The organism is Sphingorhabdus sp., from assembly GCF_041737645.1.
Lineage (GTDB): Bacteria > Pseudomonadota > Alphaproteobacteria > Sphingomonadales > Sphingomonadaceae > Sphingorhabdus_B.
In genome coordinates this window covers 17,858-39,145 of record NZ_JBGSRI010000053.1, presented here as the reverse complement: position 1 = coordinate 39,145, position 21,288 = coordinate 17,858, and the positions used below count along the sequence as shown (strand labels likewise).

At 53.5% G+C, this 21,288-nt stretch carries 20 protein-coding genes; 7 read left to right on the top strand and 13 right to left on the bottom strand.

Translation table 11 applies throughout. The features are described from left to right. Nucleotides 1–5: 5 nt before the first annotated feature. Both ACEW72_RS09905 and ACEW72_RS09900 read right to left on the bottom strand, forming a co-directional pair. Entirely contained in the window at nucleotides 6–533 is a 528-nt protein-coding gene (locus ACEW72_RS09905; RefSeq protein WP_373476214.1) for a CarD family transcriptional regulator, read from the bottom strand. A gap of 289 nt (nucleotides 534–822) precedes the next feature. Then, the gene (locus ACEW72_RS09900; protein WP_373476213.1) at nucleotides 823–1,341 is read right to left on the bottom strand and encodes a winged helix-turn-helix transcriptional regulator; all 519 of its coding nucleotides are present in this window, start codon (nucleotides 1,339–1,341) and stop codon (nucleotides 823–825) included. Between the two features lie 196 nt (nucleotides 1,342–1,537). Between ACEW72_RS09900 and ACEW72_RS09895 the strand changes: the two genes are divergently transcribed. After that, nucleotides 1,538–1,894, top strand: coding sequence for a hypothetical protein (locus ACEW72_RS09895; protein WP_373476212.1), 357 nt, complete (start codon nucleotides 1,538–1,540; stop codon nucleotides 1,892–1,894). Nucleotides 1,895–2,075: 181 nt separating this feature from the next. Next, nucleotides 2,076–4,169 (top strand): bifunctional (p)ppGpp synthetase/guanosine-3',5'-bis(diphosphate) 3'-pyrophosphohydrolase, encoded by a 2,094-nt coding sequence (locus ACEW72_RS09890; RefSeq protein WP_373476211.1) that lies wholly within the window; start codon nucleotides 2,076–2,078, stop codon nucleotides 4,167–4,169. A 111-nt stretch (nucleotides 4,170–4,280) separates the two neighbouring features. On the opposite strand, the gene ACEW72_RS09885 is transcribed toward ACEW72_RS09890, so the two are convergent. The 5 genes from ACEW72_RS09885 to ACEW72_RS09865 form a co-directional block, all read right to left on the bottom strand. Beyond that, nucleotides 4,281–4,754, bottom strand: coding sequence for a hypothetical protein (locus ACEW72_RS09885; protein ID WP_373476210.1), 474 nt, complete (start codon nucleotides 4,752–4,754; stop codon nucleotides 4,281–4,283). Nucleotides 4,755–4,766: 12 nt separating this feature from the next. Further along, nucleotides 4,767–5,198, bottom strand: a complete 432-nt coding sequence (locus tag ACEW72_RS09880; protein ID WP_373476209.1) for a hypothetical protein — start codon at nucleotides 5,196–5,198, stop codon at nucleotides 4,767–4,769. A 4-nt stretch (nucleotides 5,199–5,202) separates the two neighbouring features. Then, the gene (locus ACEW72_RS09875; RefSeq protein WP_373476208.1) at nucleotides 5,203–5,574 is read right to left on the bottom strand and encodes a hypothetical protein; all 372 of its coding nucleotides are present in this window, start codon (nucleotides 5,572–5,574) and stop codon (nucleotides 5,203–5,205) included. A 67-nt stretch (nucleotides 5,575–5,641) separates the two neighbouring features. Continuing rightward, the gene (locus ACEW72_RS09870; RefSeq protein ID WP_373476207.1) at nucleotides 5,642–6,118 is read right to left on the bottom strand and encodes a helix-turn-helix transcriptional regulator; all 477 of its coding nucleotides are present in this window, start codon (nucleotides 6,116–6,118) and stop codon (nucleotides 5,642–5,644) included. Between the two features lie 163 nt (nucleotides 6,119–6,281). Then, complete coding sequence (locus ACEW72_RS09865) at nucleotides 6,282–6,812, bottom strand: regulatory protein RecX (RefSeq protein WP_373476206.1); 531 nt, start codon at nucleotides 6,810–6,812, stop codon at nucleotides 6,282–6,284. Between the two features lie 114 nt (nucleotides 6,813–6,926). On the opposite strand from ACEW72_RS09865, the gene ACEW72_RS09860 reads away from it, so the two are divergent. Further along, nucleotides 6,927–8,654, top strand: coding sequence for a fatty acyl-AMP ligase (locus ACEW72_RS09860; protein WP_373476205.1), 1,728 nt, complete (start codon nucleotides 6,927–6,929; stop codon nucleotides 8,652–8,654). A 144-nt stretch (nucleotides 8,655–8,798) separates the two neighbouring features. Further along, nucleotides 8,799–11,150 (top strand): putative bifunctional diguanylate cyclase/phosphodiesterase, encoded by a 2,352-nt coding sequence (locus ACEW72_RS09855; RefSeq protein ID WP_373476204.1) that lies wholly within the window; start codon nucleotides 8,799–8,801, stop codon nucleotides 11,148–11,150. A gap of 3 nt (nucleotides 11,151–11,153) precedes the next feature. Here the strand turns inward: ACEW72_RS09855 and ACEW72_RS09850 are convergent, their stop codons facing one another. Beyond that, the gene (locus ACEW72_RS09850) at nucleotides 11,154–11,501 is read right to left on the bottom strand and encodes an arsenate reductase family protein (RefSeq protein WP_373476237.1); all 348 of its coding nucleotides are present in this window, start codon (nucleotides 11,499–11,501) and stop codon (nucleotides 11,154–11,156) included. A 172-nt stretch (nucleotides 11,502–11,673) separates the two neighbouring features. On the opposite strand from ACEW72_RS09850, the gene ACEW72_RS09845 reads away from it, so the two are divergent. Continuing rightward, entirely contained in the window at nucleotides 11,674–13,764 is a 2,091-nt protein-coding gene (locus tag ACEW72_RS09845) for a TonB-dependent receptor (RefSeq protein ID WP_373476203.1), read from the top strand. On the opposite strand, the gene ACEW72_RS09840 is transcribed toward ACEW72_RS09845, so the two are convergent. From ACEW72_RS09840 to ACEW72_RS09825, 4 genes are read right to left on the bottom strand one after another with little or no spacing between them, the layout of a single operon-like run. After that, nucleotides 13,761–14,324, bottom strand: a complete 564-nt coding sequence (locus ACEW72_RS09840; RefSeq protein ID WP_373476202.1) for a gamma carbonic anhydrase family protein — start codon at nucleotides 14,322–14,324, stop codon at nucleotides 13,761–13,763. The two genes, ACEW72_RS09845 and ACEW72_RS09840, sit on opposite strands and share 4 nt — an antisense overlap. Continuing rightward, nucleotides 14,321–16,612: a fused MFS/spermidine synthase gene (locus ACEW72_RS09835; protein ID WP_373476201.1), complete on the bottom strand. Its 2,292-nt coding sequence runs from the start codon at nucleotides 16,610–16,612 to the stop codon at nucleotides 14,321–14,323. The genes ACEW72_RS09840 and ACEW72_RS09835 overlap by 4 nt, the downstream gene beginning before the upstream one ends. Then, nucleotides 16,549–17,556, bottom strand: coding sequence for a porphobilinogen synthase (gene hemB, locus ACEW72_RS09830; protein WP_373476200.1), 1,008 nt, complete (start codon nucleotides 17,554–17,556; stop codon nucleotides 16,549–16,551). The genes ACEW72_RS09835 and hemB overlap by 64 nt, the downstream gene beginning before the upstream one ends. Nucleotides 17,557–17,595: 39 nt before the next feature. Next, nucleotides 17,596–19,167: a M23 family metallopeptidase gene (locus tag ACEW72_RS09825; protein ID WP_373476199.1), complete on the bottom strand. Its 1,572-nt coding sequence runs from the start codon at nucleotides 19,165–19,167 to the stop codon at nucleotides 17,596–17,598. A gap of 228 nt (nucleotides 19,168–19,395) precedes the next feature. On the opposite strand from ACEW72_RS09825, the gene ACEW72_RS09820 reads away from it, so the two are divergent. Next, nucleotides 19,396–20,016 (top strand): 2-hydroxychromene-2-carboxylate isomerase, encoded by a 621-nt coding sequence (locus tag ACEW72_RS09820; protein WP_373476198.1) that lies wholly within the window; start codon nucleotides 19,396–19,398, stop codon nucleotides 20,014–20,016. Then, nucleotides 20,013–20,810 carry a crotonase/enoyl-CoA hydratase family protein gene (locus tag ACEW72_RS09815; protein WP_373476197.1) on the top strand — a complete coding sequence of 266 codons (798 nt, stop codon included), beginning with the start codon at nucleotides 20,013–20,015 and terminating at the stop codon, nucleotides 20,808–20,810. Before ACEW72_RS09820 ends, ACEW72_RS09815 begins: the two co-directional genes overlap by 4 nt. On the opposite strand, the gene ACEW72_RS09810 is transcribed toward ACEW72_RS09815, so the two are convergent. Next, nucleotides 20,811–21,242 carry an acyl-CoA thioesterase gene (locus tag ACEW72_RS09810; RefSeq protein ID WP_373476196.1) on the bottom strand — a complete coding sequence of 144 codons (432 nt, stop codon included), beginning with the start codon at nucleotides 21,240–21,242 and terminating at the stop codon, nucleotides 20,811–20,813. Between the last annotated feature and the right edge of the window lie 46 nt (nucleotides 21,243–21,288).

Sequence of the window (21,288 nt, the reverse complement as noted above, 5' to 3'; positions counted from 1 at the left end):
AGGCCTTATTCCGCTTTTTCGTAATATTGTGGCGCTGCTTCGTTAAGAACGGCCAGGATTTTCTGGAGAGCCGCCTTTTCGTCAGTCTTTTCCAAAGCGGCCAGTTCGCGGGCCAAACGGCTTGATGCCGCTTCAAAAATCTGGCGCTCGGAATAGCTTTGCTCTGGCTGGTCGTCCGGACGGAACAGGTCGCGCGTCACTTCGGCAATGGATACCAGATCGCCTGAATTGATCTTCGCTTCATATTCCTGTGCACGACGCGACCACATGGTGCGCTTTACCTTTGGCTTGCCGGTCAGCGTGAACATCGCCTCTTTCAGCGTCTTGTCCGACGAAAGCTTCCGCATTCCGACGCCTTCGGCCTTGTTGAAAGGAACGCGCAGGGTCATTTTTTCTTTTTCGAAACGCAGCACGTAAAGTTGAAGCTGCATCCCTGCGATTTCGGAGTCTTGCAGTTCAATCACACGGCCTACGCCATGCTTTGGATAAACTACATAATCACCTACATCAAATATCGCCGCGTTGGACGTCATGTTCGGACCCTTTCTGATTTTTCGGGATAAATTAGCTTTGACGGTAACGTAGGGTTACCCATAAGACTGATCTGTTTATCCCTTGCGCTTGTCGTTTGCAGGACCCTATAGCCCTTGCAAATCCTGACCATTTTTGGCCTGTTGACACCTAGTGTAACAGATTCGCAATAAAATTTCAATGCCTGCTTTACAGAGATGTTAATAAGGCCGCCTTGGTTGTTTTTCCAGCCCGGCTTTGCGCGGTTGAACAGTAGAACGGCATCCACCCCCAACCCTTGTCTTCTTGACGCTAAATCGCGCTCAACCTTCTGACCCGGTCATTATTTTCGCTATGGTCATCATTGCTGATCGGTTTGATATCGGCCGAATTCATCCAGCATAGGTCCATATGTGCCAGAACACGGTCGTCATGGCTGCGAATCGTAACGGGTAAAATGGGTTGCCTGTCTTGTTCATCGACCAACACCGGATTGGAAGGCACGCCGGTTCCCCATTTTTCGCCCCATTGGCGCAGGGCAATCATGGTCGGCAACAGGCCCAGCCCTTTCTCAGTCAGGCGATATTCCACTTTACGCCGGTCATCGGGGCAGGGCGTGCGGTGCAGGATGCCGCTTTCTGTCAGCCGTGTCAGCCGGTTTGCAAGTATATTGCGCGCGATGCTGATTTCCGACAGAAATTCCTCGAAATGGCGGATGCCATTGAATGCAGCGCGCAGGATCATGAAGGACCATTTCTCGCCCATCGCTTCAAGCGCAGTGGGCAACCCACATTCCACAATATCCTGAAGCGACTCTCTTAATTCACCCATAATCCATCCTCTTGCGAACAGCCTGTGCCGCCTTCTAAAAAAATGCAACACATAATCAGTTTTAAGTTGCAACTAGAAACCTAATATATTAGGTAGTGATTCGCAACTGGTTTTCCAGAGGCGCAGGACGCAAGCATAAGAACATAATGTTCCGGTTGGCGTTTTGCAGATTTAGCAAAGCTAAAAGGAATTGAATATGACTCTCTCCCAAGTTTCTTCGCGCATCGGCGCACTCGCCGCTGCATCCGTCATCAGCGCCACTTTGTTGTTTGTTGCACCTCAGGCGCACGCCGCCCCGAATGGCCCTTATTACAAGGCTGAACTGGTCCAGCCCGCAGCGTCCAAGCAGGAATTGCTTCGCAGCGTGTTTGTAAAGTGCGAAGGCACCGCCTGCCGTGCGCCGGTGGCTTCGACTGCACCAAAGAATATGTGCATCAGCATTGCCCGCGAATTCGGTCAGGTTTCCGCGTTCAGCGCTGGTGACCGCGTTTTCACAGCTGAAGAAATCGCTGCATGCAATGGCAACCAGAAAGAAGTCATCGCAAAGAATTGATGACTGACTGAATTTTTCGGCTCCTCTCTCCTTCTACCCCCCCCTTGCTGTCCAATGGACGGCGAACAGAGAGCCGAAAACCTTAGCGCCGGAGCGCCTCGATGGAGAAATATCACCGTCGGAGCGCGACCGGTGCATTTTTTTGTTGCATGCTCAAGGCAATAACCCAACGTGTCATCTTATGATGCGGCAATATGAATTGGTTGAACGGGTCCGAGCTTATGCGCCCGATGTCGATGAAGATCGGCTAAACAGGGCGTATGTGTTCACGGTACAGATGCATGGCGCGCAGAAACGGGCCAGCGGCGACCCGTATTTCAGCCATCCGGTAGAGGTCGCCGGTTTAATGACCGACCTCAAAATGGATGAAGACACCATCATAACGGCGTTGCTCCACGACACCGTGGAGGACACGCTTACAACGATAGAAGACATCGAGGCTAAATTCGGACTTGAGGTGGCCCGTTTGGTTGACGGGGTGACAAAGCTATCGAAAATCGAGGCGCAGACCGAAGATGAGCGCGCTGCGGAGAATTTGCGTAAATTCCTGCTCGCTATTTCCGATGATATCCGTGTGCTGTTGGTCAAACTGGCTGACCGGCTGCACAATATGCGAACGTTACACTTCATCAAAAGCCCTGAAAAGCGCCGTCGTATTGCAAGGGAAACGATGGATATCTATGCCCCGCTCGCTGAGCGTATTGGCATGTATGAATATATGCGGGAAATGCAGTTGCTCGCCTTTCAGCAACTTGAACCCGAAGCCTTTGAAACCATTACCGGCCGCCTGAAACAGATCAGGGAAAAAGCGGACGTTGAAATTGACCAGATCAATCAGACCATTGGGTGGGAAATGGAACAGGCCGGATTGAAAATCGGCATTTCGGGACGCGAAAAGCATCCATATTCCATCTGGAAAAAAATGCAGGAGCGCCATGTTGCGTTCGAACAGTTGACTGACATCAACGCTTTCAGGGTCATCGCGGAGAGCGAGGATGACTGTTACCGGGCCTTGGGGGTGCTGCATCGAAGGTGGCAGATGGTGCCCGGCCGGTTCAAGGATTTCATTTCAACGCCAAAACGCAACGGCTATAAATCAATTCACACCACTATTATGTTCGCCAAGAATATGCGCGTCGAAGTCCAGATTAGGAGCCGGGATATGCACCGGGCCTCCGAATACGGGTTTGCGGCGCACTGGGCTTACAAGCAGTCAGACAAGTCCGACGGTCAGGCGGGATGGTTGCGCGACCTGATCGAAATTCTCGAAACCAGTCAAGACGCAGAAGATATTCTCGAAAACACCCGTATGGCGATGTATCAGGATCGCATATTTGCTTTTACGCCCAAGGGTGCATTGCACCAATTGCCAAAAGGGTCGACTGCCATCGACTTTGCGTATGCAGTACACACGGATCTTGGGGACAAAACCGTAGGCGCAAAGGTCAACGGCCGTCATGTCCCGCTTCGCACGCAACTCACTAATGGTGACATGGTTGAAATCCTGAAATCCAAGGCACAGGAACCGCAATCAACCTGGCTGAATTTTGTCACAACCGGCAAGGCCCGCGCGGCTATCAGGCGGCACGTCCGGCATCGCGAGCGGGACGAACTGGTTGCGATAGGGCGCAAGCTTTATGACGAGATAGCCGAAAGATTGCCGGGCAAAATTGGCAAGAAAGCCTTGAACGCAGCCATTGATCGAATGAAGCTGGAGGGCGAAGAAGAATTGATGCACCGGATCGGGGCTGGCAAAATCAATGACCGTAGTTTGATGGAAATGCTTGTCCCGGGATTTGACGCCGACGGCACGCAAACCGATTTTCCCAATCAGGAACGGGCGATATCGATCAAGGGATTGACCCCGGGCGTTGGCTATCATCTGGGTGAATGCTGCCATCCAATTCCCGGTGACCGCATCGTTGGTCTGCGACTACCGGGGCAGCCGGTCGAGGTGCACACCATCGATTGCGACCGGTTGGCGTCGGGCGTCGATGCCGACTGGGTCGATCTCAGCTGGGGTCAGGGTAGCGATGGTGCATCGGCAAGGCTGCGCGTCGTCATCCATAACCGCCCGGGCACATTGGGAGAAATCGCAGGTATTTTCGGATATCACAAGGCTAATATCATCAACCTTCGCATGTCAGCCCGTGACGTCGAGTTTCACACATTTGAAGTTGATTTGGAGGTGCATGACTTACCGCACTTGATGCGGATAATTTCTGCATTGCGCGCATCGGAGGCCGTTGCGACGGCAGACCGGGTATATGGCTAGGTTGTGAGCTCGACCTGCGTGATTATGGTGCAGGCCGGCATTTAATGACCATGCCCGAAGTAAAATTGGAGCAATCTTGCGATTGCTCCAATTTTTAGGTTTGGTCCATATTTATAATACCGGAAAACGATAGTCCGTGGACTTTTGCAGAACTCTTAAAAAATATTCTTTCATCATCAGAAATGTATGATCCGAAATTTTGACAAATATCCGGCGACCATCCCAATCATCACGTTCGCGATAAATATATCCTATTTTCTCCAACGTATCGATATAACGAAGCCCTGTTGTATGAGGCATATTCCCGGCAGTTGCGACCGCGCTAACAGAAATGTTTTTTTCATTTAATCTGGCGGAAAATACATCAATTAAAATATCCCAACACGGGTCGGAAAACAAATCTTTGTTAATCATCTTATTACGCAGATTCCTGTTTTCAATATATCTTTGAACAAAGTGGCTTAGATATTTGTCATCATTACTTTCGAAAATTTCGTTTCTGATTTCATTTTCGACTTTTTCGGAAATTTCAACAATATTAGACTTAATAGCCGAAAGCTCATCTATTATCTGGTTAATCCCCATACGGCCCCCTTATCAGCGGCGGCTTAGGTTTCCTTGAACGTTTGCAACTGTTCCGCATTGTAAAGACGACAATAAAATCACCAGCAATATCGGATATGCGATGTACATGGAAAGCAGGCCATAAGGCTTTTCCAATATGTCATCAAACATCAGTCGCTGGATATGAACCAGCAACCCGACCAACTGCCATCCTGTCGCCCAATATGGCCAAAAACGGCTACTGAATAACGCAAGGGACCAAAACCCCGCCAAAACCAAAAGATCAATAATGAAAACCGGAACCGCAAACGCTTCCCAAATACCCCCCCAGGCCACTGTGCTTGTGAACAATGACCCGGAAAGAGCTATCCATGCACCTGCTTTTTCAACTGACTTGCCCCGCCAATGTGCAGCAAATACCGTCGCGACCAACATTGTATAATAAGTGGCGACATGCGGTTCCATTATTTCAGGCGACTGCCCTTGGACGAAGAACGGTTTCGTTCGCCGCGTCCCGATCGCTCGTAATGGATTGGCCTTTTGGCTTTTCAGTGCCTGCACCAAACATACGTGCACCCAAGCCAACTTGACGTTGCGTTTCACTTAAGGCGTGATGGGCCTCGGTTACCATTTGGCGAACCTGACCAGCGGCTGCGATGGCTTGCGTCACTTTTGTAACGGCATCTTGGCCGACGATTGCGGACATGTTGGTTTCGAACCGTGCGACGGGAAGGGTCCCTGCCAACTTTGCAAGTTTGATAATTGCTTGATCGATGGCGTCTTCGGCTTCGTGGAGTTCTGCGGCTATTTTTTCTGCAGCTATTACTCTTTGTTTCAACATGGGTTTGTATCCTTAGCCTATCGGAAGATGCAATTTTGGCATTCGTCCGTTTTGAGAGAAAGCTCGGTCAGGATAACATTGCCCCCAGTCCGAGCATTACGGCGTAGAGAGCGGCAAAAGCCATTATTGTTCCCATGGCTATCAGCACCGGCCACAGCAAACGCTCTCCAAATGAGTCGGTATTATGTGGCCTCCTATTGGTGGGGAAGGGCGGTCGCAACCACATTGGTGTCGACTGCCATTCTTCCTGCTGAGGAGACGAGGGGTGACTAAAATCTCTTTCAAAACCAATAACCGATGGTTGATAACTCAATGGTTGATAGGTATTGGGATCAAGATATTCGGCAACTAATATTGCCGCTTTCGTTCGGGAATGTACACCAAGTTTGCGAATAGCTGTCCGGATCCGTTCATCGACCGTATGCGATGACACGCCCATGATCCTGGCGATTTCCTTGGAGTTTTTATGTGCGTAAACAAAGCGCAACGTTTCGATTTGAACGGCGCTAAGACGAGTGACTGGATGTCCCTGTTCGATGCCCACGGTATTTTGTTATACGATTTTACAGTCAATTTCGACAATTTTCGGATAAAATTCGCGAATATAATTTATGATAGTGATAAACCATCATTATTATCTAACAAAGATGGGATTCGTCGCCCGTTCAGTCTGTGTCTAGGCTATGATAAAGGGTATGCTAGTCGGGTCAGCTTGGGTCGATCTGCTCCTCGGGTTCCGCATGGACGAACCGCTTCGCAAAATCGAATGAATGTCCGGCTCTTAAAAAAGCCTGCAACTGCTTCTGCCTTTTTTCTAGGGTCGCGGGTTCGTTTGCGAACGGGCCGATGCGTTTGCGGCGCGCAAAATTTTCGGCCGATTCAAAACCGGATATTTCGGCGTTTTCACGGGCGAGTTGTGCATCTTGTACATCTACACCCGCGGACCGAAGATCATCATCCAGCCGTCTTTTGCCAAATCCCCGGCGAACAAGCGCGCGGCTGCGTGCTTCGGCAAATTGCGCGTCGTTTATATAACCCAGCTCGCACAATCTTTCGATGAGCGCTTCGATTTCAGGGCCGCTGGCATCGTCCCAACCGCGCTCGTTGATCTTGCGATGAAGATAGTTTGCCAATTTAGCCCGGGTTGTCGCATATTTACCGACATAATGCAGCGCCAAGCCGCGTAAACGCTCTTGATTCAACGGTGGCGGTGGAGTTTTGGCGGCGTGTCTGCTCATTGCGCCCTATTCTTGCCACAGTCGGGTCGAATTTTGAACTGGTATCAGTGACTAGACCATAGCCTTAATAAAATTGTAATGTGGGCTCCGGTCCGGAAATTAATGGGATATAGTATGAGCGAACTTTCGAGCACGCCGACGCAAGACAGCTTGCCACGCCGTTTTTCGGATTTTGCAACTTTAGGTGAAGCGCTGGATTATGCCGCGACCGGCAATCGCGGATTGAATTTCCATGACATGCGCGGCGCCTTGGCGCGGCCTTATCCTTACCGCGAAATGCGCGGCGATGCGCTGCAAATGGCCTATCGCCTGATCGGTCACGGCATCGAAAAAGGCGACCGCGTCGCTCTTGTTGCCGAAACAGGGACCGATTTTGCCGCGCTGTTCTTTGGTTGTGTCTATGCAGGTGCATGGCCGGTGCCACTGCCGCTGCCCACGTCCTTTGGCGGCAAGGAGAGCTATGTCGATCAATTGTCGGTTCAGCTTAAAAGCTGCGATCCCAAGATTTTATTCTTTCCCGCCGAATTGTCCGAAATGGCGGGCGAAGCCGCCGTCGCATGTGGGGTCGAGGGACTGGATTGGGAGAGCTTTACCGATCGAATCGCCCTGAAAACCGAATTGCCGCAGGCGTCATCCGACGAAATTTGCTATTTGCAATATAGCAGCGGTTCGACACGTTTTCCCCATGGTGTGGCGGTGACGCACAACGCGTTGCTCAACAATCTTTCGGCGCACTCGCATGGGATGGAAGTGACCGAGAACGATCGCTGTGTATCATGGTTGCCGTGGTATCATGACATGGGTCTGGTCGGGTGCTTCCTGTCGCCGGTAGCAAATCAGGTTTCGACCGATTACATGAAAACCGAGGATTTCGCCCGTCGCCCGCTGGCCTGGCTTGATGTCATCAGCGCCGCCGACGGGACGGTGATCAGCTATTCGCCGACTTTTGGCTATGACATTTGCGCGCGCCGGATATCCAGCCAGAGCCATGTCAACGACCGGTTCGACCTGTCGAAATGGCGGCTCGCGGGGAACGGAGCCGACATGATCCGCCCCGATGTCATGCAGGCTTTTGTCGACGCGTTCGGTGATGCCGGCTTCAAGGCATCATCCTTTTTACCCAGCTATGGTCTGGCCGAGACAACTCTGGCGGTGTCGATCATGCCGCCGGGTGAAGGCATCCAGGTTGAACTGGTCGAAGAAACCGAACTCACCGGACATCCGGGTGCGGCGGACCGGCCAGTGCGGTATCGGGCTATCGTAAACTGCGGCAAAGCGGTGAAAGATATGACAATCGAAATTCGTGGAGAAAACGGGGCTGTATTGGCTGACAGGTCGATCGGTAAAGTCTGGTGCAGCGGGCCGTCCTTGATGAAGGAATATTTCCGCGACAAGGAATCGACGGACGCCTGCCTGGTAGATGGCTGGCTCGACACCGGTGATATGGGCTATATGTCAAACGGTTATATTTACATTGTCGGCCGCGCCAAGGACATGATTATCATCAACGGCAAGAACCATTGGCCGCAGGATATCGAATGGGCAGTTGAGCAGCTTCCCGGGTTCAAGGCCGGTGACATTGCCGCCTTTTCCGTCACTACCCCGGGCGGCGAAGAAACTCCTGCAGTTTTGGTGCAATGCCGGACAACCGATGAAGAGGAGCGCGCAAAGCTTCGCGAGCAGATTCGCGATAAAGTGCGCTCGGTCACGGGTATGAATTGTGTGGTCGAATTGGTTCCACCAAGGACGTTACCGCGCACAAGTTCCGGCAAAATGAGCCGCGCAAAGGCCCGGAATCTTTATCTTTCCGGAGAGATCCAGCCTTATGCGATTGCGGCCTAGCCTGAATACATCGCCAGATGCAATGTGGTTGATATCCGGTAAAGATTAAGAGCTGTTGATTTTAAACAGTAAAATTGTTCCCTGACGCGATATTTCGTGGTGCATGATTACCTTTGAGTAAGGTTCCCGCGCTAAACGAAACAGGTGATAAAAAAAGACGCGTATCTGGAATTGCCAAGCGAGCTGTCGTTCAGGGCGTTATTGGGCCTTGCCGAACCGGTGGGCATGGATGGCGACGTCATGCGCGGTATCCAGGCCAGGACCATGCGCCAACGCACAACCCTGCGGGTTGCGTTGAATCTGGTCTGCGCCATCATGGCGATTCTTCTGTATAAGGGCGTTGCGCCGGTTTGGGCTACGGCATCGTGGGCGGCGATATTTAGCGGTTTTCATCTGTACTCGTTTCACCAGTTCGGGACAAAGTGGGTGTGGGATCGCCCCCAATTGAACCGCGAAGATGTCAACAAACTGAACGCTCATTCGGCCGTAACCGCCATCATGTGGGGGTCGGCATTCGGCTTCCTTGGAACCAGCGGCTCGATTATGGAACTGCTCGGGCTATGGTCGATCGTGCTCGGAATGATGGTCTATGCCTCGTTACTTCTGCCAACTGCGCCAATGGCGGCCACCATCTTCATTGGAATAACCAGCCTTTGTGCCGGTCTCGGCTTTATCTACCATGGCGGCTATTACCTGACTGTGTCGTCGTGTGGCATAGGCGCGTTGTTGATTATGGCGTGCTTGCGTTCCGCACGAGCGCAAATTCTGTTCGAAGTCGCCAACAGCATTGTTCAGGAAAAATCGGAAACGGTAAGCCTTTTGCTGCGTGAATTTGAAGACAGCGGCGCGGATTGGCTATGGCAGACAGATACGTCGCGTTGCGCCACCCATGTGTCGCCGCGATTTGCCTATGCATTGGGCGAAGATGCCAAAATCATTGAAGGGCAGCCGCTGTTGAAACTCATCGCCGGTGACGCTTGGGAAAAGGGCCAATATCCCGAAGCATTGCACAGCCTAGCGGACCGGCTGAAACGGCGGGAGTCCTTCAGCAACCTGATCGTGCCCGTCACGATCAAGGGCATCACCCGCTGGTGGGAATTATCAGCCTCGCCGCGCCATGCCGAAGACGGCAGCTTTCTGGGTTTCAGGGGCGTCGGATCGGACGTCACCGAACAACGTGAATCGGCGGACAAGATTTCGCATCTGGCGCGCTTTGATACCCTGACCGGTTTGCCAAACCGGCTTCAGTTGACAGAGACATTGGCCGATGCACTTACAGATGCCGACAAATGGCGCCGTCGCTGCGGCTTTATGATGATCGACCTTGATCGGTTCAAGGCCGTCAATGATACATTGGGTCATCCGGTCGGCGACCGCCTGTTGGCGCAAGTTGCCAGACGATTGCAGTTGATAATGTCGGATAATGAATTGTGTGGCCGTTTGGGCGGCGATGAATTTGCGGTGGTCATCAAGGATGCAACCGACAGCAAATATGTCTCGGCCTTGGCGCGGCGGATCATCGAAAGTCTCTCGCGCCCTTATGAGGTCGATCAAAATACCCTCTATATTGGCGCGAGTATCGGCAGCGCATTGGGGCCGATGGATGGCCGGACGGTGGAATTGCTCATGCGGAGCGCCGATCTGGCTTTGTACCGGTCGAAAGATCAGGGCGGAAATACGCACCACAATTACCAGCACAAGCTGCACGCCAATGCCGAAGAGCGCAGGTTGATGGAGTTCGAGCTGCGAAATGCACTTGAACGCGAACAATTGCACGTCGAATATCAACCCGTCGTCAATGCCGATGGTGACAATTTATTGGTCGGTTTCGAAGCCCTGGTGCGTTGGAACAACCCCAAGTTCGGCAATGTGTCGCCAGCGAAATTCGTGCCTGTGGCAGAGGATGCGCGGTTGATTGTTCCGATTGGCGATTTTGTTCTGCGCCGTGCGTGTAAAGACGCGATGAGCTGGCCCGAAACAACGCGGATTGCGGTCAATATTTCGGTGGACCAGTTGACCAGCACCAATTTTGTGGAAACCGTAATTTCCGCATTGCACGACAGCGGAATGCCCGCGTGGCGGCTGGAACTGGAAGTGACCGAAAGCATATTCTTGCGCGACGGCACGTTGGCGGTGCAAGTATTGGATCGCCTGCGCGGTTTGGGCATCAAGCTTTCGCTCGACGACTTTGGAACGGGATATTCCTCGCTGGGATATTTACGCAATGTCCGGTTTGACACGATCAAGGTTGACCGCAGCTTTGTACAAGGCGCGGCGAAGAACAAGCCCGAGAGCCTGGCGATAATCCGCGCCGTTGTTGCCCTTGCCGACAGTCTGAATATCGCGACAACCGCAGAAGGTGTTGAAACCGAGAGCGAACTGGCCATGATCCAGCAATTGGGTTGCAAGAAGATACAAGGCTATTATTTCGGGCGACCGATGGTTTTTGCCGATAGCCTTGAATTGTTCAAAGGCCCACGTCGCAACGTCGCCTAGGTCCTAGAGTATTCCCAATACCTTTTCCTGTGGCCGGCACAGCAGCACGCCCTTTTCGGTTTCTACAAATGGACGCTCAACCAAAATCGGGTGCAAGACCATGGCATCCAAGATGGCATCGGCAGAAGCCCCTTCGAGTAGACCCAGTTCTTCGGCGGGCGATCCTCTCGTCCGCAATGCTTCGCGCGGCGTCAGCCCTGCGTCACTGAAAAGTTGGACGAGCTTGCCGCGTTCGAATGGTTCGTCGAGATAGTGATGGATCGTTAATTCGACATCGGGTGCAGATTGCAAAATTTCCAATGTTTTGCGTGAAGTACCGCAATTGGGATTGTGCCAGATCGATGCCAACATATGAATTACCCTAAATCCGTTTTCGGGAATTTTCACATATCGCCTGAACCGGCGAGTTGCAAAAAACTTCGACATGATTGTGCGATTAATATTTGCATATGATAACAATTCTCAATAACGATACGAGCATGTTTTGCGAATCATTCGCAATATAACGGTTCAAGGGGTTCCAGTGCGTTATTCAATACCATCAAACATCGCCATCGCAGTCGCCATTTTGACAAGCAATCCCGTCCTTGCCGAAGACGCCGCGTTTGATGACGACAGCCGCACCATTATCGTAACCGGAGCCAGCAAGGGTTATGTTGCGTCCAATTCGGTCACGGCGACAAAAACAGACACACCATTGCTCGACATTCCGCAAAGCATCAGCGTCGTCACCCGCGAACAACTGGAGGATCAGTCGCATCATTCCTTGGCGGACGTGCTGCGTTATGTACCCGGCACTACGGTCGGGCAGGGCGAGGGCAATCGGGACCAGATTACCTTGCGCGGCCAAAACACGACCGCTGACTTTTTCCTCGATGGAGTCCGCGATGATGTCCAATATTATCGCGGCCTATATAATATTGAACGGGTCGAAATCCTCAAAGGCCCCTATGCCTTGATATTCGGCCGTGGCGGCGGGGGCGGAATTATCAACCGTGTCCAGAAATCTCCCCAGACCGAAGTCTTTTATGCGGGTCAAGCCAGCATCAATAGCTTTGGAGCTTATGACGTATCGGCCGACCTGAACGCGCCCCTAAATGATGCGATCGCTGTGCGGTTGAATGCGGTTTATGAAGAGCAAAAGGGCCATCGCGATTTTGTCGACGGATCGCGATACGCATGGAATCCTTACATCGCGTTCAAATTGGGCGAAGATTGGAAACTTGGCCTTTCTTATGAATATGTCGATGATGACCGCGTAACAGATCGGGGTGTTCCGTCTATTGCGACCACGACAGGTCAGCCAAACAAGCCGATTAGTGGTTTTCGCGATCAATTTTTTGGCGTTCCCGGTGTCAACCGGACTTGGCTGGAGGCGCAGATTGCCAAACTGCGGCTTGATGGACAGATTGCCGACAATCTGAGCTTTAGTGCAACCGTACTCTATGGCGACTATGACAAGACGTATGAAAATGTGTTCGCCAACGGTGCGGCCACCGCGCAAAATGGAACCGTGGCGCTGTCCGCCTATAGTGACCCGACCACGCGGGAAAACTTCATCGCCCAAAGCAATCTGGTCTGGGATATTTCGACTGGTCCGCTCGCGCACAAACTGCTGTTCGGCATTGAATATGGCGATCAAAAGTCGACCAACAGCCGCGTCAATGGCACATTATCATCTTCGACGTTCAATTTGGCCAACCCCGTTTTCCCAACGGTTGCTTTCAACGTGCCGAACCGGAATACCGTTTCCGATGTCGAATTTTTCTCGGCCTATGTTCAGGACCAGATCAGCATCGGCGAACATATCGATGTCGTGGCCGGCCTTCGCTACGACCGATTTGACATAGAGGGTGTTGACCTTTTCCCGCTGGTGGATCGTCCCTTTGCGCGCAAGGATGACAAGATCAGTCCGCGCGTCGGTTTGATAATAAAGCCGCGCGAGAATATTTCCCTGTACAGCAGCTACAGCCAGTCATTCCTGCCGCGATCCGGCGACCAGTTTCTGACATTGTCGGCCACCCAGCAAAATCTTGCACCGGAAAAGTTCACGAACTACGAAATCGGTGCGAAATGGGATATCAGGCCCCATTTGAATGTGACGTTGGCGTTGTTCCAGCTTGATCGTAGCAACGCGACTACGCCTGATCCCGCCAACCCTCTTGTTACCGTCAATGTGGGCGAAACGCGGACCAAAGGGGTGGAGTTTTCTGTCGCTGGTCAAGTAACGTCCCAATGGCAAGTGCATGGGGGATATAGCTATCAGGATGCGACTCTTGCCGGAAATGATTTCGTTCGATTAGGGCAAGTGCCAAAGCATCAGGCAAGTTTGTGGAACCGTTATGACTTTAACGATCGCCTTGCCGCTGGGGTTGGGATCATCCACCAGTCCAGCCAGTTTGCAGCCATCCGGACCAGTGAGACGACAACGCGATTGCCGGCCTTCACCCGGGTTGATGCGGCGTTATATTATGATGTGAGCGACAATGTGCAGGTGCAATTGAATGTCGAAAATCTGTTCGACACCGCTTATTTCTCGGACGCGCATAACAACAACAATATTTCGACGGGCGCACCAATCAACGGCCGGTTCACGATACGCGCCAAAATCTAGCCGTTGGTTATCGCGGCGGCATGGGCTTTGGCGTTTTCGACATAATGCGCCACGCCCATCCGCATGCCCATGACGGCAGCATCGTCCAGATCCCGGAGGAAACGCGCTGGCGATCCGGCCCATAATTGACGGCTTTCGATCCGTTTGCCTTGGGTCAACATGGCACCGGCGGCCAGCATGGCGTCGCCTCCGATGACTGCGCCGTTCATGACCGTTGCCGACAGGCCCACAAAGGCGCGGTCCTGCAAAATGCAACCGTGCAGCAGTACATTATGCCCGACCAGCACATCGTCGCCGATCAATGTCGGAAAGCCATCAGGATAGCCGGGGGCAGGGCCGTCGCAATGGACCACGCTGCCATCCTGGATATTGGTACGTGCGCCAATCACGATGCGGTTCACCTCTGCACGCACGACGCAATTATACCAGATGCTGGATTCCGGACCGATGACAACATCGCCGATAATGCGGCAACCCGGCGCGATGAAGGCGCTATCGTCGATCTGGGGTGTCTTGCCGTTCAGGGATATGATGCTGACATCGGGGCGCGAAATGGTCATAAAATTTTCCAGAGAGAAAGGTGCGGCAGGACAGAAGCATAGTCGTCGGTCCACGGCTCGACATTGCCCGGCGGATCAAGGTGTAGCCACTGGTCTGAATCATAGTATCGGCTTTTGACGCGGTTGACGGGACCGGTAAGTTGCGCCAATTTGGCGGGATCGGGGCTGAGCGCGATCCATTGCGATGCCCTGTTTCCCCTGTTTATCATATCCTGTGTCGGGCTGTCGTGGCGCAGTGCAGCATACCAGCCATTGGCCTTTGCCTCTGCGGCGATAACCGGATTGAGATCAATATAGCGATTGGAAATGTGCACCAGAAGCAGCCCGTCCGGCTTCAATGTCCGGCGATATGTCGCAAACGCCTCTTTGGTAAGCAGATGCAGAGGAATGGAATCTGATGAAAATGCATCAAGAGCGAGAATGTCAAAGCGGCCCTTTGGAACATCCGCCAAAGTGAGGCGGGCGTCGCCCAAAGTGATCTTTACATCCGGCGCACATTTTTCGAGGAACGAGAATATTTTACGGTCGCGAGCGATTTCGATTACCAGCGGGTCGATTTCGAAAAATGTCCAGTTTTGCCCCGGCTTTTTGTAACAGCCCAGTGTTCCCGTGCCCAGGCCGACTATTCCGACCGTCGCATTTGGACCAAATAGCGCCGGGGCCTTTTGCAGGGCAATGCCGACACCGGACGTTTCAGGATAATAGCTTATCGGGCGCGTTGGATCGTCGAGCAACTGCATACCATGCATGGTCGTGCCATGGTTCAGCCATCTAACCCGGCCGCTTTCGGTGGAATTTACGGTGTAGGTGCCGAAATAGCTTCGCATCCGGACGCCATCGAGCGTTTGCTGAAAGCTGCGATAGCCCCCGTTTATCGTCAATAGCCCCGCCACCGCCAGCAGGAATGGCAAGCGGAAACCGGCAACTGCCAGCCCTAACATGACAATCACCGAGGCGAGCATTATGCTGAGAAAGCTGGGTTCGGCCGGTTCGGTTATGCCGCCAAAAATCCCGAGACCAAGAGCGGTTAAGCCGACGATTGTCATGACAACAGCGATGCGCTTGTTATTTTCATCAACGCGCAGCAGTGGCACCGCCGGAAGCAACGCGGCGGCAAGCAGGATCAGGATTGGATGCTCCCAAGTCCAGTCAAACAATAATGGTGCAACAATGGCGCAGAAAAACCCGCCAATAACGCCGCCGAGCGACATCATGAGGTAAAAGCTGGTCAATTCGCTCGGTGCCGGTCGGGTGCGATACATTTCATGATGGAGCGCAACGGCGACAAAAAACAGCAAGCTCAGGCTCGCCGCAAGCCCGCTGATGGCGGCCTTGCCCCAGACGACAAAAACAAAGGCGCCGGAAACGATAAGCACGATGGGTGCAAGGCGGCTGATCCAATATGCCGGTTTCTGATTATCGGCAAAGGCGACGCTGAAGCTGAGCAGATAGATGCCCAACGGGATGACCCAGATTAACGGCATGGCCATCAGGTCTGTCGTGAGATGAGAGGTTGTCGACAGCATCAGGCCAGAGGGGACTGCCGCAAGAATAATCCAGTACAGACGCCGTTTCCACGCTATGGATACGCGTTCGCCGATATGTTCCGGTTGAACTTTGCCTGCGTCATCGCTCCGCCAGACCTGAAGGGCGCAGATACACACCAGCAACAGTAAAGCGACATAGATGCTGCTCCAAATCCATTTCTGGCTGTTCAATGTTGTGAAGGGTTCGACCAATAACGGATATGCAATCAGACCACCGAAACTGCCGATATTGGACGCAGCATATAGCGCATAGGGCTCACCCTGATTGCCCGACAGGGCGTACCATCGCTGCATCAGCGGTGCCTGCGAGGCGACCATGAAAAACAGGGGGCCAATGGAGGCTATCAAGAGCCACGGTACCCAGAAAATGGGCGATCCATCCGCAGGCGGTTGTAAATTCGCAAGGCCGATGGGCAACCACATCAGGGCGACAACAAATAGGGCAATGTGTATAATCGCCTGTTGCCGCGACGTCGCCTGTGTCAACCGGTGGGCATAAGCATAGCCCGCCAGAAGCAATGCCTGATAGACCAGCATGGCGGAGTTCCATACCGCTGGCGCGCCACCGAGGCGGGGCAGGGCCATGCGTGCGATCATGGGCTGAACCAGAAACAGCAGGAAACTGCCGGTTAAAATTGTTAGGAGGAAAAGTGCGCGGCTGTTTCCCGCCGCTTTCATCATGGTTTGGACCGGAGCAAGCGTGCCGCGTGCGCCGCGTGATACGTCAGGATTCCGGAACAACCCGCCCGTTTGAATGCGATGAGCGTTTCCAATACCAAGGCATCACGATCCCCCGCTCCCGCTGCTGCTGCGGCCTCGATCATCGCATACTCACCGGACACCTGATATGCAAAAACCGGAATGTCAAAGCGGTCCTTCACGCGGCGGATTATATCGAGATAAGGCAGGCCCGGCTTGACCATCACGCTGTCGGCACCCTCGGCGATATCCATTGCCACTTCACGCAAGGCTTCGTCGCTGTTCGCAGGGTCCATCTGATAGCCCTTTTTGTCGCCTTTCAACAAACCGCGCGACCCGACGGCATCGCGGAACGGGCCATAAAAGGCGCTGGCATATTTGGCGGCATAAGACATGATCTGGACATTGTGGTGTCCGTTCATTTCCAATGCCTTGCGGATTGCGCCGATCCGGCCATCCATCATATCGCTGGGGGCAATAATATCGGCACCGGCATCCGCCTGGTTCACCGCCTGGTCGACCAGAACGGCGACGGTTTCATCATTCAGGACATAGCCGGATTCATCAATCAGCCCATCCTGACCATGGGCGGTATAAGGGTCCAGCGCGACATCGGTCAATACACCGATCGCATCACCATGCGCCGCCTTAATCGCGCGAATGGCCCGGCACATCAGATTGTCGGGGTTAAACGCTTCGGCGCCGTCATCGCTTCGGCGGTCGGCTTGTGTGTTCGGAAACAACGCGATGCAGGGGATGCCTAACTCGATCGCCTCTGTCGCGCGCGCCACGATCAGGTCGACTGACCATCGAGACACGCCGGGCAGGGCAGCGATAGGCTCTTCAACCGCTTCCCCTTGTGTGATGAACAGCGGCCAGATAAGATCAGCCGGGCGGAGCATCGTTTCGGATACCATATTGCGGCTCCACGATGTGGCGCGACTGCGCCGCAGGCGGGTGTTAGGGAAGCTAGAAATATCACTCATGCCCGCTGTCTAGCGAAGCATTGCGCTATGCTCAACGGCTTATCCGCGTGGGGCGCGTCCATCCATGTTTTGGGACAAGCGATCGATTTCGCGCTTGGGTTCTTCAATGACGCGTCCGGTCGGCTTTAACGGGGCCAGCGCGGCACCGGCCTTGACCGATTTCAGACTTGCGAGACGTCCTTTGAAACGGGCAAGGTCGCCGCCGGCCAGTTGCGCGCGCTGCGTGAATTTGATCGACGTCGGGTTTACCGGTCGGCCACCACGATATAGTTCATAATGAAGATGCGGACCGGTGGAAAGTCCGGTCGATCCGACATAGCCGATAATCTGGCCCCGACGGACGCGGGTGCCCGATGACACCGCAAAACGGCTCATATGCCCATAGCCCGAGGCAAGTCCGCCGCCGTGGTTGACCTGAACAAAATTGCCATAACCACCCTTGCGACCGGCATAGGCGACCGTTCCGTCCGTGACCGAATAAATGGGCATGCCGTAACTGGCCTTGAAATCAAGCCCACTATGCATTCGTGCATAGCCAAGAATGGGATGGCGGCGCATACCGAAGCCTGAAGTCACAGCGCCATTCACCGGGCGGCTCAATGCACCTTTGGATTCACCGACGCCGGATGCCTCAAACCATTGGTTCGTGTCACCCATTGTCCATTTCAACATCTGGATTGCGGATTTCCCATCCCGATCCACGCCTGCATAGAGCAGACCGCCGACTTTAACTTCGCCGGTCTCAGCGCGTTTATAATCGACGATAATGTCAAATTCGTCGCTAGACCGAATCGAAGACAATGATGTTCTGCCCGAAATGACTTTGAGATAGTCCTGTATGGCACTGGCAGGGGCACCGGCTGCACGGGCCGACCGATAGAGGCTATCGCCAACAATTCCGCGAACCCGCAACGGGGTGCCATCAACGGCTATCGGTTTGCGGCTAAGCTGGAGCGCGCTGCCATTTCTGTTGACCGCAAGATTGAGGTCGAAACGTGCACGAAATACCACCGACTCAATTGGGCGGGCCTGATTCTTGGAGGTTCTTTTGCCCAGGATGATTTCGATAGGCGTGCCTGGTTCAATGGCCGCTAAAGAAGTGACACCTGACACCATCGAAGCAACCTCGGACGCTTCGCCACCGCCTACTCCTGCGCGCTGAAGCACGCGGCTAAAGCTGTCTCCCCGGCCGAGTGTGGCCGTTAATTCTATCCGGGGGCGTTCGGGGCTGCCGGCCAAAGCGACCACGGTATCGGTCGATGCCATCCGCTTGCCACTATCGCTTCCGTAAGCAATGGGCATAATCATCTGCGCGCGCGCTTCTTCAAATTCGGCTTCGGTTGGAATGGGCGGTTGCGCGCCATATACAGGCCCAAAATCCGGGAGCAGCGCCAGCGCAAAAACACTCAGCGCCGTTAATGTGGCAAGACCGCGAAACCAGCGCAAAGAACCGATGTCTTCGCCAAGATCGGGAACGAGATCCAATTCCGAGATAGTGTCGACCCAAGTTTTGATTGCATTATGGCGCAAAGGCATAACCATCGCGTCCGCCAACGCGACGCTGCCACTTGCTCCGGCACTGGCAAAGCCAATTTCTTTGCCTTCAAACATCAACGACCCTTGTCCTTATCCAAACTGGACGGATTTTTATGCCCCGTTTCCTGTGACGCGATATGGTTAAAGTCAATTTAAGACGTGAAAACTTGTACGATACATGCGGCCAAATGTGTAAATTCGCCGACAAGCGTTGGAACATTCGAAAATAATGCGGAAATTCATATTTAATCGCTTCATTAAAAATGATCGAATGCTATGAATCGGGCCGCAAGGGAGAAGGCGATGACAGGTGCGCGGATCGAATTTTTCTATGATCTTTCCAGCCCGTGGACATATTTGGCTTTCACCAATTTGCAGCCGATTTTGGCGCGAACCGGCACCGAAGCGGTGTTGCGGCCGATATTGGTTGGCGGCGTTTTCAACGCAGTTAATCAATCCGTTTATGCGGCGCGCGAAGCGACCGACAACCGCAAATTGAACCATGCCTGGAAAGTTATGAAAGACTGGTCCAAATTGGCCGGTGTCGAAATGCACTTTCCAAGCCAATATCACCCGGCAAAAAGCGTTGTTGCAATGCGGATGGCTTGCACTTTGGCCGACGACATGCCTGCTTTGACGAAATTCACGAAGGCGGCGTTTGAAAGCTATTTTGGCAGGCAAGAGAATTTGGACGATCCCGAAACATTGGTGGCCGTGGCCAAGGCCGCCGGGTTGGACGGAGACGCCATGCAGGCGGCGGCGCAAACGGACGCGGTAAAGGCTTTACTGCGTTCCAACACCGAAGAGGTGATTGCGCGCGGCGGCTATGGTTCGCCGACGATATTTGTCGATGGGACAAAGATGTATTTTGGCAATGACCAATTGCCGCTCGTGGAATTTGCTTTGAAGGAAAAACCCGCATGAACGATCGCGTTAGTATCACCGTCGAAAACCATATTGCCGATGTGCGCCTGACACGGGCAGACAAGATGAATGCCCTCGACCCCGCCATGTTTGAGGGAATTATTGCTGCTGGTGAAGAACTTGCGGCTATGCAGGGCGTTCGTGCAGTCGTGCTATCGGGTGAGGGGCGCAGCTTTTGTGCCGGCCTCGATATGGCCAGCATGGCAGGCGGCGGTGCCAGCGCGAGCGGCGGCATCAAGAGTTTGACCGATCGCACCCATGGCAATGCAAATACTTTCCAGCAGGTGGCCATGCTATGGCGCAAGCTGCCAATGCCGGTCATCGCAGCGGTGCATGGTGTGTGCTTTGGCGGTGGCCTGCAAATTGCCAGCGGCGCTGATATCCGTGTCGTCGCCCCCGATGCGCGGATGGCGGTGATGGAAATGAAATGGGGGCTTATCCCTGATATGGGTGGCTATGCGCTGTGGCGCGGGATGGTGCGTGAGGACGTTCTTCGGGAACTGACCTACACCAATCGGGAATTTTCCGGTGCAGCTGCGTTGGAGCTGGGATTTGCGACCTATGTGGATGACAATCCGCATGCACGGGCGATGGGAATCGCTCGGGAAATTGCCAACCGCAATCCGGAAGCCATGCGCGAGGCAAAGGCCCTGTTCAACGAATATGCCGACTTGGATGAAGATGCGATATTGATGGCCGAAAGTGTTCGCCAGAACCGCGTCATCCGTACACCCAACCAGATCGAGGCAGTGATGTCGCAGATGCAAAAGCGGGCGGCGAATTTTACCGACTAATTACCGTCGGACGGTCAACCGCTCGAATTCCGAGCGCAAATCCGCGTTGATTGCGGTAGGGCCATTGGCGTCGGTTAAGACAATCGTCGTGATGCAGGTCGCCTTGCATGCCCCGCCTTGGAAGGCGGCGGAGGCAATGTCCCAACTGGTGGTGCCAATTCTCAATATACCGCTGGCCACATCGACATGTTCGGGGAAATGCGCCTCGGCGATATAATCTAGCGAAACGCTTACGATCAGCCAGCGCTGACCGGCGGCTCTGCGCTGCACTTCGATGGCATGGTTGAACATGCCGCGGCCATGTTCGAACAGCCCAGCCATCGAAACATTGTTGATATGCCCCAGCACATCCATGTCAGCAAAGCGTGTTTCGGTACGGTGATTGAACGGGTAACTTGATGGATCAAGTTGCCATGACTTGGGTTTGGGCATTCATAATACTTTCAATTTACTCAATGCGCGAAATCCAGTTCAGCGC

Excerpts from the sequence above, each read along its gene's own strand:
- ACEW72_RS09905 (WP_373476214.1), bottom strand. The coding sequence starts at position 533 with ATGACGTCCAACGCGGCGATATTTGATGTAGGTGATTATGTAGTTTAT.
- ACEW72_RS09900 (WP_373476213.1), bottom strand. The coding sequence starts at position 1,341 with ATGGGTGAATTAAGAGAGTCGCTTCAGGATATTGTGGAATGTGGGTTG.
- ACEW72_RS09895 (WP_373476212.1), top strand. The coding sequence starts at position 1,538 with ATGACTCTCTCCCAAGTTTCTTCGCGCATCGGCGCACTCGCCGCTGCA.
- ACEW72_RS09890 (WP_373476211.1), top strand. The coding sequence starts at position 2,076 with ATGATGCGGCAATATGAATTGGTTGAACGGGTCCGAGCTTATGCGCCC.
- ACEW72_RS09885 (WP_373476210.1), bottom strand. The coding sequence starts at position 4,754 with ATGGGGATTAACCAGATAATAGATGAGCTTTCGGCTATTAAGTCTAAT.
- ACEW72_RS09880 (WP_373476209.1), bottom strand. The coding sequence starts at position 5,198 with ATGGAACCGCATGTCGCCACTTATTATACAATGTTGGTCGCGACGGTA.
- ACEW72_RS09875 (WP_373476208.1), bottom strand. The coding sequence starts at position 5,574 with ATGTTGAAACAAAGAGTAATAGCTGCAGAAAAAATAGCCGCAGAACTC.
- ACEW72_RS09865 (WP_373476206.1), bottom strand. The coding sequence starts at position 6,812 with ATGAGCAGACACGCCGCCAAAACTCCACCGCCACCGTTGAATCAAGAG.
- ACEW72_RS09860 (WP_373476205.1), top strand. The coding sequence starts at position 6,927 with ATGAGCGAACTTTCGAGCACGCCGACGCAAGACAGCTTGCCACGCCGT.
- ACEW72_RS09850 (WP_373476237.1), bottom strand. The coding sequence starts at position 11,501 with ATGTTGGCATCGATCTGGCACAATCCCAATTGCGGTACTTCACGCAAA.
- ACEW72_RS09840 (WP_373476202.1), bottom strand. The coding sequence starts at position 14,324 with ATGACCATTTCGCGCCCCGATGTCAGCATCATATCCCTGAACGGCAAG.
- hemB (WP_373476200.1), bottom strand. The coding sequence starts at position 17,556 with ATGAGTGATATTTCTAGCTTCCCTAACACCCGCCTGCGGCGCAGTCGC.
- ACEW72_RS09825 (WP_373476199.1), bottom strand. The coding sequence starts at position 19,167 with ATGTTTGAAGGCAAAGAAATTGGCTTTGCCAGTGCCGGAGCAAGTGGC.
- ACEW72_RS09820 (WP_373476198.1), top strand. The coding sequence starts at position 19,396 with ATGACAGGTGCGCGGATCGAATTTTTCTATGATCTTTCCAGCCCGTGG.
- ACEW72_RS09815 (WP_373476197.1), top strand. The coding sequence starts at position 20,013 with ATGAACGATCGCGTTAGTATCACCGTCGAAAACCATATTGCCGATGTG.
- ACEW72_RS09810 (WP_373476196.1), bottom strand. The coding sequence starts at position 21,242 with ATGCCCAAACCCAAGTCATGGCAACTTGATCCATCAAGTTACCCGTTC.